This window comes from Vibrio paucivorans, from assembly GCF_054053395.1.
Genome location: NZ_CM133231.1, coordinates 1,387,240 through 1,400,556, shown reverse-complemented (window position 1 = coordinate 1,400,556; position 13,317 = coordinate 1,387,240). Strand labels below are relative to the sequence as shown.

General features: G+C 44.6%; 11 protein-coding genes. 3 read left to right on the top strand and 8 right to left on the bottom strand.

Features of this window, described 5'->3' with window-relative positions:
• Window positions 1-8: 8 nt before the first annotated feature.
• Window positions 9-857 (bottom strand): alpha/beta hydrolase, encoded by an 849-nt coding sequence (locus ACXABW_RS21755; RefSeq protein ID WP_457525519.1) that lies wholly within the window; start codon window positions 855-857, stop codon window positions 9-11.
• Between the two features lie 121 nt (window positions 858-978).
• Entirely contained in the window at window positions 979-1,575 is a 597-nt protein-coding gene (locus ACXABW_RS21750) for a TetR/AcrR family transcriptional regulator (protein WP_252032978.1), read from the bottom strand.
• 134 nt (window positions 1,576-1,709) lie between these two features.
• Between ACXABW_RS21750 and ACXABW_RS21745 the strand changes: the two genes are divergently transcribed.
• The 3 genes from ACXABW_RS21745 (at window position 1,710) to ACXABW_RS21735 (ending at window position 4,612) form a co-directional block, all read left to right on the top strand.
• A complete protein-coding gene (locus ACXABW_RS21745; RefSeq protein ID WP_457525518.1) occupies window positions 1,710-2,666 on the top strand; it encodes an AEC family transporter in 957 nt (318 codons plus the stop codon).
• Window positions 2,667-2,854: 188 nt separating this feature from the next.
• Window positions 2,855-3,880, top strand: coding sequence for an acyltransferase (locus ACXABW_RS21740; protein WP_457525517.1), 1,026 nt, complete (start codon window positions 2,855-2,857; stop codon window positions 3,878-3,880).
• 129 nt (window positions 3,881-4,009) lie between these two features.
• Window positions 4,010-4,612, top strand: a complete 603-nt coding sequence (locus ACXABW_RS21735) for a hypothetical protein (protein WP_457525516.1) — start codon at window positions 4,010-4,012, stop codon at window positions 4,610-4,612.
• A 20-nt stretch (window positions 4,613-4,632) separates the two neighbouring features.
• Here ACXABW_RS21735 and ACXABW_RS21730 read toward each other — a convergent pair whose 3' ends face one another.
• From ACXABW_RS21730 to ACXABW_RS21705, 6 genes are all read right to left on the bottom strand, one after another.
• On the bottom strand, window positions 4,633-5,154 hold the full coding sequence (locus ACXABW_RS21730) for a DNA mismatch repair protein (protein ID WP_457525515.1): 522 nt from the start codon (window positions 5,152-5,154) through the stop codon (window positions 4,633-4,635).
• 6 nt (window positions 5,155-5,160) lie between these two features.
• Entirely contained in the window at window positions 5,161-5,547 is a 387-nt protein-coding gene (locus ACXABW_RS21725) for an MAPEG family protein (protein ID WP_457525514.1), read from the bottom strand.
• Window positions 5,548-5,638: 91 nt separating this feature from the next.
• Window positions 5,639-6,736 carry a hypothetical protein gene (locus ACXABW_RS21720; RefSeq protein ID WP_457525513.1) on the bottom strand — a complete coding sequence of 366 codons (1,098 nt, stop codon included), beginning with the start codon at window positions 6,734-6,736 and terminating at the stop codon, window positions 5,639-5,641.
• Between the two features lie 18 nt (window positions 6,737-6,754).
• The gene (locus ACXABW_RS21715) at window positions 6,755-10,015 is read right to left on the bottom strand and encodes a toxin VasX (RefSeq protein WP_457525512.1); all 3,261 of its coding nucleotides are present in this window, start codon (window positions 10,013-10,015) and stop codon (window positions 6,755-6,757) included.
• Window positions 10,012-10,899 (bottom strand): DUF4123 domain-containing protein, encoded by an 888-nt coding sequence (locus tag ACXABW_RS21710; RefSeq protein ID WP_457525511.1) that lies wholly within the window; start codon window positions 10,897-10,899, stop codon window positions 10,012-10,014. The genes ACXABW_RS21715 and ACXABW_RS21710 overlap by 4 nt, the downstream gene beginning before the upstream one ends.
• Window positions 10,892-12,979, bottom strand: coding sequence for a type VI secretion system Vgr family protein (locus ACXABW_RS21705; RefSeq protein ID WP_457525510.1), 2,088 nt, complete (start codon window positions 12,977-12,979; stop codon window positions 10,892-10,894). The genes ACXABW_RS21710 and ACXABW_RS21705 overlap by 8 nt, the downstream gene beginning before the upstream one ends.
• Between the last annotated feature and the right edge of the window lie 338 nt (window positions 12,980-13,317).

Below are 13,317 nucleotides of genomic sequence, written 5' to 3'. Positions count from 1 at the left end.
CTCCGTATTCAGCCAATTAGCTTATCGAAACTCTCCATCACTTGCGAACACGTCATCACTCGTCCGTGCCCTTGGTTTTGAGTCGCAACTAAAGTGACATTTTCCATCTCAGAGGCCGCTCTTTGAGAAACCGAAAACTTAGTGAACTTATCTTTCTCATCATGAACGATAATCGTTGATGATGACCTTACACTAAGCTTCTGGTATGGGTTTACGGTATGAATCGGATAACGGTACTGCTCTTCAACCTCAGATACGACTGCTTCAAAAAGACGAATCGAATAACCGGAACGAGCCACGCTACCAAATAAGTTATCTACATAGTCTAGAACCGGTGCGATCAGAAGCATCGGTACATCTTCTAACTTGCGATGACGACACTCTAACGCCGATGCCGTTCCCATACTATGACCAATAAGGCCCGCAACGTCATCGGCCGAGTCAAGGATTGCTTCCAGCCCGTGTACAAACGCAGGAATATGGCCGTAAACACCTTCACTTTCGCCATGAGCTGGATGATCATATGCCAATGCGGTATAACCTTGCTTAGCGATGTGTTCCATCAGAGGGTAAAACTGACTCGCTGTACCAGACCAACCATGAGTTAATACCCATGTAGGCCCAGTTCCTAGCTGATACGTTTTCAATACGCCATCACGACTCGTTACTTCCCCTTTAATAAGCCCTTTCGGCTCACTATTCTTTGGCGTACTTCTAACCGGAGTGAGCAGTAACTTACGCGCTACTTTAGTTGCATGCTTAGGGGCAACGATGTGATGAAGCCGAGTCGTCAGGTTGACTAAGCTTCTCTTAAAACTGAATTTTGTTGATGTGTTGAAATAGATCTTCTCACTCATTGTTTTACCCTCGCACCGGCACAAAAACGAACGACCGTGCTATTTTGTTATTTTTAATAGGGAATGATGCTTCATTCCCTCTAATAGTTGCTTAGTTTACCTAACTCGGTTTTTAACTGACCTAGCTTTGTAGTTTCCAACCTTCGATAAGCCGATTAACGCCTAACCAAAAGTGTTCATAACTCGCTTGTTCACCATGAATTGAGTAGAACAAGTTGGCACTCAGGTACAAGCCATACAACTCAAAGATCGCTTGGCTAGGCGAGAGCGTTGAACTGAACTCGCCAGTATCAATCCCTTTCTCAATTTGGATCTGTAAATAATTAATCCAAACAGCGATGGTTTTTTTCAGCGCTTGTTGAGTCGCATCTTGCTCTGAATTGGCATCTTTCCAGGCATCAAGAAACATACAACTCCCTTGAAAGGAGTGATTCCAGCCTAACCAATTATCCAGCAAGGTTTTCAGTTTTTGCTCAATACTGTTACTTTCCTGCTCTCTCGCAGGGCGAATGACACGCTCTACGAAAACATTGTTAGCGTGTTCCAGTACTGATACCTGCAAATTATCTTTCGAGTTGAAATGTGCAAACAATCCGCTTTTGGACATACCACAATGCTTAGCAAGCATGCCTATGGTCAGGCTCTCTAACCCATTCTCACTAGCAAGCTCAAATGCTTTCGTTAATATGTGTTCGCGGGTAACTTTACCTTTGCGCATAATCTTTCCAACTCCAACTGTATTTTATTTTTAGCACGTTCGTACTTTTTTGCAAATTGTTTTCTCACATCGGTTTAATTGTGGAAAAATAAACCACCTGTCTTGAAGTTGATACGCGAAGTACATGGATCGTTATGACGAGCTTATTTGAACAGCTGATTTTTTCTGCCAGCATCACTGGCCCTATTTGTTTGATGCTGTTTCTTGGCGTATTTCTAAAACGAGTCGGGCTCATCAACGATAACTTTATCGATGTAGCTTCTAAGCTCGTGTTCCAAGTCACGCTGCCAATTATGCTCTTTCTTAGCATCGTTACCTCCGAACACGATTTTACTTCGAGCAGTAGCTTAATTGCATACGGCGTTGCAGCAAACCTAGCCTTCTTTATCGCCACCAGCCTGTTTGTAAGGCGCATAGTCGCGAATAAATCCGATCATGGAGTCGTGATTCAGGGTGGTTTTCGAGCCAATACCGCCATCATAGCGCTAGCATATGTTGCCAATGCCTATGGTGAGAGTGGTGTCGCTCTAGCCGCTATTTATGTCGCCGCGATTACTATTCTCTACAACGTTCAGGCCGTCATTGCACTCACACCCGTCGGGGAAAGCTCAGCCACGCAAGCTATTACCATGATGAGTAAATCTCTGACTCGAAACCCATTAATCATTGCAATTTTACTCGGGGTCGCCTGCTATTTTCTGTCCATTCCAATTCCAACCATCGCGCTCGATGCAGGACAATACTTCGCCAACATGACTTTACCATTGGCGCTGCTGTGTACTGGTGGTTCGCTGAACGTCACCTCACTAAAAAATGATCAAGCACCAGCCTGGCTCGCAACGAGTGCCAAGCTAGTAATCGCCCCACTTCTTATCACGCTAGGAGGTATTTGGTTTGGATTTAGGGGGATGGACTTAGGGATATTATTTTTAATGAGTGCCGCACCAACTGCTGCAGCTAGTTATGTCATGGCACGTTCAATGGGAGGTAACTCTGTATTGGCTGCCAATATCATTGCGATGACAACGGTGCTTTCTCTACTAACTTGCACCCTAGGGATCTTTATTCTATCGGGGCTAAGCCTTATCTAACAGCAAGAAATACCTTCGAGTGCAACAGCAAAACTTCCTAATAATGTAACTTCGTGAAGTGACTCTTATTCTGAAGACCAGCGCGCAAATTATCTTCATCAATCTTGATTTACCACGTTATTTTGCACGACCGTATCTTGGTATCTTCGCCAACTCTATTGCGAGTCATCACTTTCAGGAAGGACGAAATGTTCCCCAAAGACAAAATAGCCAGCATTGAGCTAGGCCGAGTCATCGCCATGGTTGCAATCATTGCATTGCACTGCCAGATGTTCTTAACCTACTTCCAATATGATGGCACGCCTTGGTTTGGTTATATCTTCAACCAACTCACTCGGTTTGCAGTCCCACTGTTTTTCATCATCTCGGGGTTTCTAATCCAGCCTAAACTGACTCAAGACCCAATCGGTACATTAAAGAGCTACAGTAAGCCTTTAATTCGTATTTGGTTAATTTGGAGCGTGATCAGTTTAGTTATGCCATTTAATCTTGGCGTTGTGGCAGAGCATGGCTATCTTGCTGAGCGCACTGGCTACTGGAATTACCTTGCACAAGCGCCGCTCAATTCACTCCTAGAAGGTGGCTTGGTGCATTTGTGGTTCATCCCCGCATTGGTTATCGCCGTTGCTGTGCTAGCTTACCTTGTGAAGTGGGATAAAACGTTTCTGATCTTCCCTATTTCCATTGCTTTGTACTACTACGGTGTATTTGCAGGGAGTTACCAAATCATTACGGACTTAGATGCCCCCTTCTTCACGCGCAATGGGCCCTTCTTCGCAACACTGATGGTTGCAATAGGGTTTACGATTCGTGAAGTAGAGCTGCGTTGGAGAGCAACAACCGCTTTAGCAGTTACCTTTCTAGGTATGGCCATTCACTTTATTGAGGCCTATTACCTACATAGCTTTGGTCAAATCTTTAACATGAATGACTTTCTCATGGGCACTGCATTATGGGCAACTGGCTGTTTCATGTGGTTGCTGGCTAAGCCGAATTTAGGAAACCACCCACTGGTCTTTACCCTAGCCAAACGTATCTTACCCGTTTACGTAAGCCACCTACTCATCGTAATCGTGATGATGAATGTATCGGGAATTCTTGGTGTGGCAGGAGGCCTCAAGGACTTAATCGTATTTACGGGAACACTACTCCTTACATACGCAATTGTGGTTGGGCTAGAAAAAACACCTCTTAAGCATCTTCTCTTTCGATAACGTTCTACTTTACATACCAATCTTTGTTCATAGAGCGCTACATCGGGTAGCGCTCTTTTTATTTCCAAGTTTGATGAAACAGTAAAAAACCATTAGCATTTTGGATGGATATTCAACAAGGAATGTACGATGTCTACCGAAACTAAAAATGACACTGCCGAACAAGAAGCAACAACTGGTGAACTGATACTTGGCTCTATTATTCTGCTAGCTGGACCTATCTTAATGGCGGCAGCTTTCTCTTCAGGGCACTGGCTATATGACACTGTGCCCGGGTGGGTGAACAAAACGGTGCTAGTGATTGGTGGAATCATCAGTTTAATCACCATCAATTGGAAATGGACGGCAGCAACTTTTGGTGCACTAGCGCTGGCCTTTAATTATATGCCTGGAGGCGAAGACCCTCTCGACACGTGGGTCCCACGTATTCACGCACCTCAAGCAGGTGATCTTTATGTCATTAACACATTTAAGATCAGAGACGTTGAAAAAACCGATGACAATGAGTTTGTCTTCTATCGAGTAACAAGTTTTACAAACGAAGAGATCAGCTTCGAACGGTCTACGAAGCGCTATTCATTCGACACCGTTAATAAGATGCTCAAAGATCGCAGTGCGTATGACCTTAAATACCACGAAGGCACAAATACGTTTACAAAAGTCGAGTTAGAGGAAAAGCTGAGGGAGTTCACCATTGGTGGAGTCTTTAGGCTCCCATCCGAGAAAGACTAGGGTCTGAACACTATTTCGATTTACTCCTTTCGCGCCAAGTCACGCGCGAGAATCAATGCAAGCCCAAACACCTGTAAAAAAAGCCCGATGTTTTTGTACCACGCAATTCGATCGTTGAGGGCTTGCATCACTTCGGTAATCGACAAGTTATCTAGATAGAACTCGTCAATAGCATCCCGATGGGTTTGCTGAGCCTTGTTTATCAACATCATGAGCTCAGGCAAGTTCGCTAGAGTAAACGCTGGGATATCTTTTCCCACCCAGTATTGAAGTTGGCCTTGCAAAGCTTGCTGTAGCTGTTCGTCACCACCTTCAGGGCTGAGCTGAACGTGCTGCAACAATGCCTCACGTTTTCGCTCTAGCGTTTCAACGCTCTTCCAAGCGAGTTGAATCGAGTATTGGTTCTGCATTTTACTTTCATTGAGCTGTGCGATTTCGTCGCCTAACTCATCCAGTACAATGCTCGACATCAGAATCGCCAACACATTGAGAATCAATCCAATTAATACCAGAACCCAAGCTGGCGGCACACGAAGTGACATAGGCAATTACCAAAGCTTTTCAAACGGTAAATACCATAAGTTTAGTACGATCAACACCGCCATAGCGGCGAAGGTAAGTTTCATCCCACTTATCCGGCCTTTGAGCTTATCGTTCAAAATCGCTTTAGCATGCATGATTCGCCCAGCAACAAAGCTCACACCAATGACATGTATCAACAAAGCACTCGCCCCGTTGTACTCCACCAACGCCATTAATATCAATGTGATAGGAATGTACTCTGCCGCGTTACCCTGAGCACTACGCGCGATCTGCAAGCCATCTACACCACCATCAGCGTATTTCACCTGATTCGCACGGCGCTGTTTAATCACTTGAATCGCCAACCAAATCATTAATCCAGCAAGAATTGAAGCATAAAGAGCGGTAATCATTTGTGTTTCTCTATTTTATTTGGGAATGATGAGTGTAGATGAGCTTGAGGTAAAAGTGAAAAAGCCACTCAGAAGAGTGGCTTTAGCGAAGTTACGCAATGAGCTTTTGTAAGTCTTTAAGGTTTCCACCTGATTTATAGAGCTTTTCTGCTATCGCTTTCTGCTTGCGCAATTCGTCACTAGGCTTAGCCCATTCTTCTTCTGATAGTGGTTTAGACCATTCATCGATCTCTGGCGGAAACTTAGCCATTGAAATCTTACTATCCCACTCAGCAACAAGATACGGCAGCTTCCACCATGACAAAATATTAAATACATAGTAGCCAAACAAATTGAAATACGACGCCGTTGGGTTTGACATGCTCATCGCAAATAAAGGTTTAGGGCTACTTTTGAAGTCATCTATAATTTGCGCACGGCGTTCATCAAACGTTGCTCGATTTTCATTTCCAGCCGGTTTGGCCCAGTATTCCGGTCCTTCTTCCATATAACAGCGGATCACTTCCCAATGGAGCTGCCCTTCCTCCATTAGTCCGACAGGTTTCCTAAACATCCAATAGTCTTGCCCTGTTGCATCGGGTAGCGCGATACCAAACGTAACATTCGATACCACCGCACTCCCAGTAAACCCTTTGTAAACAGACACCCATGACACCACTTCCTCCCAAGGAACAATGATGGGTGTGTCACTCCCAGTTTTAAAATAACACACCTCCCTCCGTTGACGATGGAAGCGAATCGGTTTTTCACGCGCTTTCTTGAGGGAAGTGCTGATGATGGCGTACCAACCAGCTGATAAAGGAAATAAAAGAGCACCTAAAGCCACTAACCCACCCTCTTTCAGGTCAAATAACAACGCTTTTAGGAAGCCTCCATGTACAGCTTGATTGGATAATGCCACCGATAAAAAAACTGCAATGGCCACACATAGCATAAACATATTTCCGGTCATAACAGACTGAACTTGAAAGGCCTTACCATGATTAGACTGACCAAGATCCATATAGGTGTCATTGATTTCTAGAATTTGCTCCGACTCCCCTAGGCCGCCGGCGGTAACTCTTGCTGACGGCAGAGGTTTAGGTGAAAAGAACCATGCCTCCCCCAAAGGAAACGTTCGTACTTCCCCTGCCAAGGGCCTGTCTTCACTTAGATCGAAATCCTGCTCTACACTTTGTTCTTTTGCCACGTTATGCGCCTAGTCATTTTAGTTGGTTGTTAATAGCCTCAAGTTGTCGTCTGAGGTATTTTTGGCTTTCAGCAAACTGACTTGATTCAGTAACCCTGTCCGGTTCAAGCTATTGGTCTGGTAACGCACTATACTGTGTTCCTCCGAGTCCGGTGTTGGGAAATAGCGTAGCTCGATACCGATCCCATGCTCTGCATTCGCTTCACGGGGGAAGATCGGTAAACCAACCTCCAGCGGATCACTTGGCTCACTTAAACATACCCATTGTTGTGCGGCGGGCTCCGTCCAAGGCTGCCAGTCATTGGTTTGATGATCGACTAACCAATACACTGCTATCTCAATTTTTGCATCATCTAATTCGTTGATTGTGATCCCTGGCATAACTATTGACAGCGCGTTGCCCGATGCCAGTTTTTTTATTGAAATCGAAGGCTTAGAGGTAATATGGGCTAACTGCTGGTTGCTCTTTTGTAAGGAGTGGTGTTGAGGCTCGTTTCCCCAAAGGCTTTCCTTAAACCACTGTAAATAATCCGACAAGCTAAAATAGTTATAGGTCGCAGTGACACCAAGCTGAACTGCAGAAACTACGAGGCCAATGAAGTTTACCCTAATGCCAATAGCCATTAATCGACTACTGTTACTTGCCCAAATAGCAGCTCTTGTTGCTCCACTGGCACTCATTGCTGCGAGACCAACTTGAGCGCTTCTATATGCACCATAACTATTGACGAATGTCATGCCAGTTTCCGCAAGTACATCTGTACCAAGTTTAGCAATATAAGCTGTATCTCCTTTAGAAACAGAACCCCAAAACTGGTTGGCTGATTGGTAAAATTTTACCCCGGAAGATATCGCTCCTGCAATATACGCAGCCCCCCCAAGAACAGTTGTCCAGCGCCCTAACGTTGCCGCATGGTTCCGCTTAGAAGCAGCAGAGCTCACCTTATTATATGCTGCAGTATCGTAGCTAGATCTAAGCCCTTGCGCTAAACCAAAAACCGCACTTACTGCCGCCGAGGTATCTCGCAGTGCTGCAACTGATGATATTTTCTGTTTAGAATATGTATCCACTGCATTGTATACAGCCATTACTGTAATCAGCGCAGACAACCCATCCCAAGCATTGAGGCTACTCCATGCTTTTACATTTTTAATAGCCTTATAATCGGATGCTAACTGTTTTACATCGGCTTTCTGAGCTTCTGTCAGTCCTTTGATATAAAAGCCCGACTTTTCAGCCCCGTCACTGATAGGCAATATCGCACTGTGGATCTTATTCTCAACACTGGCCAACATCGCCTGATTACTTTTATGCTGCTCAACTAATTCACTGACATCAGCATTGCCAGAGCGCCCTTTTTTTCTATGTTCAGCCCAAACCTGACGCATTCTATTCTTCAAAGATGTATTTTCTTCCCGAAGCGCCACGGCATCCATTCGAAGTTTGTCAAAAGCACTCATTTCTTTTTGGCTGGCAAAACCTAGGGTGATGTCTGTATTTCTATAGGCTTGCAATAAGCCTAGCCACGCAGCCCCACTGTAATTACGCAACACTTCGCTCGGGCTAAAACTTTGATAGTTGGCCGCTTTTTTAAAGAAAGCGTCAATCGCATTCGTTAAACCTATGGTATTCGCTGGGGTGTATGTAGAATCAATAAGGCGTGAAAAACTGTTTAAGGATTCGTTGGATTGAATCGTTTCATTATGATGCAATTGATTATTGATGACCGAATTAAGCTCCGCTCCCAAAGCATTTAACTTAGCAAGATCTTCTTGGTATGTTGCTATTAACTTGGCTTCAGAGATTTTCTTTGCGATAGCTTCTGTTAACTTATCATATTCATCTACAGAGAGAGTAGACATCGCTCGATAAGTAGCGACCCAAGGCATTTCTTCTAGCTTTTCTTCCACCAGCAAGCTTGCTTCATCATTCCAGCACAGATCTTGGATACAACTGTATTCCGCAGCCAAAAATTCTTCTAATTGAACACTCGTTGATGCATCGAAGTACCACGCAGCTGCGTAGAAGCGATCAAAGAAGTTTACACGGTCTAGAGATATGGTATTAAGCCTCTCACTCCAATAGGCTAGCTTTGCCCTCTCTTGCTCTAAAAACAGCTCCATCTCATCTTGGTTAATAAGACTCTTAATACCCTGTGTTCCGTGCGAACCATTCCAAAACTGCCAAAAAGGAACACCGTGTAAGTCATTAGAAAACTGCTCTTGAATATCGTGAATAAGGTCGCGATATTCCTCCATTTTCTCTGCGCCTAACGTTTGCTCCATTATGCGATATTTTTCGCCTACTGTTGGGCGACTAAGTTCACCAAACTTGTCGTCGTATTCTTGTATCCAGTCAACAACACTCTCTTTCTGCTCAGAGCTAAGATCGTTAATAAAGTGTTCATTTCCTAGCACAGTAGCCAGTGCATCCACTTTTTCGGGAGACACTCGAAGCTGGGTTTCTATATAACTACCTTCTATATATTTTTGATATCGTTGCTCGTCCGCTTGCCACTCTTCCAGAGATTCAGCAACCAACCCTTGATAACTCGCCAAATCACGAAGAACACCGATATCATCATTAAATACTAGATAAAGGTGATCTTGTTGGAATTCTGCAAGCACAGTACTGCTAACACTAGAAAAGTCTGTGGAAGAAAAAAGAGGCTTGTGCTCCCATTCGTAAGGGGTGAAGTCAAAGTCATTAATTGGTTGAGCGGGTCCTTCACCGCATTCAGCAATAAAGAACGATGCTTGCTTTGGCGTCAGGAGATCTTTTCCTCCGTTAACAGCATCAAAGTTTGATAGGCTAACTTTTTGCATAAAGCGGGCTCTATCTTTTTCAAAACCAATAACTTGAGAGCATTTCTTGGCTGTCCATTGAATTTCGGAGTATGCGCAATAAAGCACACTCACCTTTTCAAAAACCAAACTAGAGTCACCTACTGCGCTTACCCTTTGGTCGCTACTTACCTCTTTATCTTGCCAAACTAGTTGCGACACTTGCCCATCTTCAACACGATATTCATGAATGACCCACGCATCATCGTCGTTCACCAATATGTAGATCCATCCATCTCGTAGTAATCGCACTCCCATCGGTTTGGACTTAGTATCAAATGGAAGATCTATCGCTTCTTCTGCGGGTGACGATTCAACCAAGCCATATCGTAACGGAATTAGCTGAATTGTATTTTTCTTTAGAGGGCAGGTACCAGCAGGATCTTGAGCATCCTTTGTTTGACCCATTTTTGCATCGTCATTAGGATTACTCATGCTTGTTCCTCTTGGTTCTTGTTTTGCGTAAAGTGTTGGTAAGCTAATTCAGCAGCGACCTCGACCCTTTGTGATGGAGTCTGCATTGACGTTTCTTCCAATAAAGAGTGGATCTTCGGGTGAAGAGCTCTATCGAGAAACTCTTCTTCACCTAAATAGCCGATAATATTGAAATACAATAAAAGATCTCGCTCAGTCGTAAATCCTTTGCTATATGCAGATTGAGCATGTTGCTCGATCCACTGACTAGGGCTGTCAAGGCTATGCATAACCTGGTGAAACCACTTAAACTTAAACATATGTACTTCGGCTCGCTCCAGTGTCGTTTTCCACGCGATGTTTCCTAGTAAAGACCACTGCACATCCGAAATGCGCAAGATACGTTTACTATCACTTTTGATATGGTCAGGGGCTTCCTTGTACATCCATCCGCTCCGAGTCAGAACCCAAATCGCCGAAACTTGCTCCCAAAACATGGGGCAGTCTGTACTGAAAAATACCCAGGCACATTCTGAGTGAGCGAGTTTCACTAAAACCTGACTTCCATATGGTGAAAGCGCTAGAGCTACCTGACGAAAACCATCACACACTTCGCTTAACGGCTTAGCAGAAGAAATAAAGTACCCTGACATTGGGTTGTTAAGGTTGAAAAACCAATCTTTAACTTGAGCTGTCACTTCGATGACATAGGGAGAGACACTAATCAGTTGATCATAAGGGGGGCTCATATAAATAGGCTCTAAGTTTATTTGCCCCTCTATGTTGTATAGTGCTTTCGCGAGATGCTCGATTTGAGCCCCATCTACAATGAGATACAGCTTTTGTCCTTTATTAGCCGCTATTTGATGCCAAAAGTCTCTTTGTCCGCTTACATTGCTATTCATTGTTTTTTGCTTCTTCACACACTTCGCAAATAGGCTCCGCCCCCTGTAAAGCCTCTATCTGGCGAGTTCTAAGTAGTGGGCTCATAGATTCTTCAAGTGCCACTTTCGGCACCAAAATGACATCTTCAGGCGCCGCAATCTCTTCCAATCCCATCGGCAATTCTGCGGCTAAGCCTGAATAACCACTGCCAGAGCCTGCGCTTCCACCTGAGTTCATATTGATTGCGGGGCCAACTACGTGAACGCCGCCCGCATCAACTTTGACAAAGCTTCCACCTGCAGCGATGGTGATCGCGCTTCCGGCGTCCACCACAACCTTATTTCCTGCTTTAAGGTGCACTTCATCACCTACATCTAAAATGGTTTGCAACGTGGCTTTTTGCTGTAATCCGCCGACTTCCATCGCAAAGTCACTACCCACTTTTACCCTTTGTTCACCTTGTACAGTGAGGTGCGAAGAGCCTTTCACTTGAGTAAAGCTATCGTTATCGATGGTAGTGTGCTGATCGTGTTTAACTACCGTAGTCGAATCATTTTTGATTTCGGCATCGAAGTTCTTCTGTGCTCGAAGGTAAACATTTTCGGCACCGGATTGGTCTTCAAAACTGAGCTCGTTATACCCTTCACCAAGATGCGTTTTAGTGCGGATCACGGTTTTCGTTTTGTCATCGGGAAGAGGATATGGCGGTGTATTTATCGCGTTGTAGGTGCGGCCTGTAACAATAGGCTGATCGGGATCGCCATTTAGAAAAGAAACGATGACTTCTTGGCCAATTCGAGGCACTGCAACCATGCCATATTCTGGGCCAGCCCAGCCTTGAGATACCCTCACCCAACACGAGCTGTGCTCATCGGTATTCGAATATCTGTCCCACGGGAAATGCAACTTAACGCGGCCAAGCTCATCGCAGAATATTTCTTCTCCTTTAGGGCCAACCACGATGGCAATCATGGGGCCGTCCACCTGTGGTTTAGTGTGAGGCGTTGCTTGCCAAGTTTTGTTGGTTGGAATAACTGTAAATTCATTACGGTAGCTGGTTTCCCCAGTGCCCGCTTCCTCTTCTAACGCTTGTGGTTGGGTGCCCGTATGCGTCACAGAAACCACTAACCACTCGCGGTTGCGTGTCGGGTCGAGATGCTCAGAAAGATCGAATTTTGTCCCTGCTTGTAAGCGGGGGTTATCACTTTTGCCATTGGCAAGATGAGACTCTCGGCGCAGGTAGTCGAGCCTGACTTCATTAAACACCACACCCGATACATCCGATTTATAACGCCCAGGATAATCGTAATGTTCATAGGTATTATTTTGATAGCCTATGTCACTGGCTTGTTGCTGCTGTAAGAAGCCATACTCCGGCTTCTTGAAGCTATAGTCTTTGAGTGTAGAGTGACTGACTTCAGCTTGAATCTTTTCAATAAAGCACGACACATAAGGCTGATAGCTATTACCACCGGAAAGGTTGTTGTATGGAACAATGCCTGCGTAGTTGGGGTAGCACTTGCTGTCGTCGCAGAACAACACCGTGTGTTTATCTTCGTTATGGATAAAACTATACACCATGCCTTCTTCAGCCGCTAAACGGTGCATAAACTCGATGTCCGTTTCACGATATTGGGTGCAAAACTCACGAACTTGACTGTCACGTGTTAGGGAGAACGCGTAGTCATTAATGCCCATCTCTTGCAGCAGAATAGAGATGATTTCTGGAACCGTTTTTTGTTGGAAAATTCGGCTATTGTTCCTTAACGACAAACGTTCGATCGCTGGCACAAGAGTCAAGGAATAAAAGGTGTGATGATAGCCGGTATCTGCTTTTGAAAATTCTCGGACAATACCATGAACTCGCTTTTCTACCGTGCCATTGCGTAACAACTCAAGCAGCACATTTTTATCGATAATGTCATCGGCACCGATGTTCGACTGACGACTAGCAAGTTGGATTTGATACTGAAACCCGTAGCAAATTGGCTCATTTGAGGCAAAGCCATCTGAAAGAGTTTCATGCCCTCGATACTCTCGAACTACAAACGTTTCTTCGTCCATACCCTCTACGGTTAAACGAAACTTCAATGTCACCATTTTGCCTTATCCCCAACTCACGAATACTTTCCGCACCTTGGAGCAGCGGCATAGTAAAAGTTCCATTTCCCAGCTGCATGCTTATCAAACAAAAGCCCCTCAAATCGGCACATGTCAGATCAACTGATGATATGAAAAGGCATATTTGAAAGCGTTTGATAGAAGTAGATGCAAATGAGTCAATACAATCCGATACCGATAGAGCAAGGTCAGTGCCAAACATTATGGCCAAATTATCAAAGGGTTATCTCTCTTCGACACATCCTCAAGCAACTATCCGCCTAAAGGCGGGCAAGTTATTGCTTAACAAGCAATTCTTTTCGATTTTCACATGAAGG

Excerpts from the sequence above, each read along its gene's own strand:
- ACXABW_RS21755 (WP_457525519.1), bottom strand. The coding sequence starts at position 857 with ATGAGTGAGAAGATCTATTTCAACACATCAACAAAATTCAGTTTTAAG.
- ACXABW_RS21750 (WP_252032978.1), bottom strand. The coding sequence starts at position 1,575 with ATGCGCAAAGGTAAAGTTACCCGCGAACACATATTAACGAAAGCATTT.
- ACXABW_RS21745 (WP_457525518.1), top strand. The coding sequence starts at position 1,710 with ATGACGAGCTTATTTGAACAGCTGATTTTTTCTGCCAGCATCACTGGC.
- ACXABW_RS21740 (WP_457525517.1), top strand. The coding sequence starts at position 2,855 with ATGTTCCCCAAAGACAAAATAGCCAGCATTGAGCTAGGCCGAGTCATC.
- ACXABW_RS21735 (WP_457525516.1), top strand. The coding sequence starts at position 4,010 with ATGTCTACCGAAACTAAAAATGACACTGCCGAACAAGAAGCAACAACT.
- ACXABW_RS21730 (WP_457525515.1), bottom strand. The coding sequence starts at position 5,154 with ATGTCACTTCGTGTGCCGCCAGCTTGGGTTCTGGTATTAATTGGATTG.
- ACXABW_RS21725 (WP_457525514.1), bottom strand. The coding sequence starts at position 5,547 with ATGATTACCGCTCTTTATGCTTCAATTCTTGCTGGATTAATGATTTGG.
- ACXABW_RS21715 (WP_457525512.1), bottom strand. The coding sequence starts at position 10,015 with ATGAGTAATCCTAATGACGATGCAAAAATGGGTCAAACAAAGGATGCT.
- ACXABW_RS21710 (WP_457525511.1), bottom strand. The coding sequence starts at position 10,899 with ATGAATAGCAATGTAAGCGGACAAAGAGACTTTTGGCATCAAATAGCG.
- ACXABW_RS21705 (WP_457525510.1), bottom strand. The coding sequence starts at position 12,979 with ATGGTGACATTGAAGTTTCGTTTAACCGTAGAGGGTATGGACGAAGAA.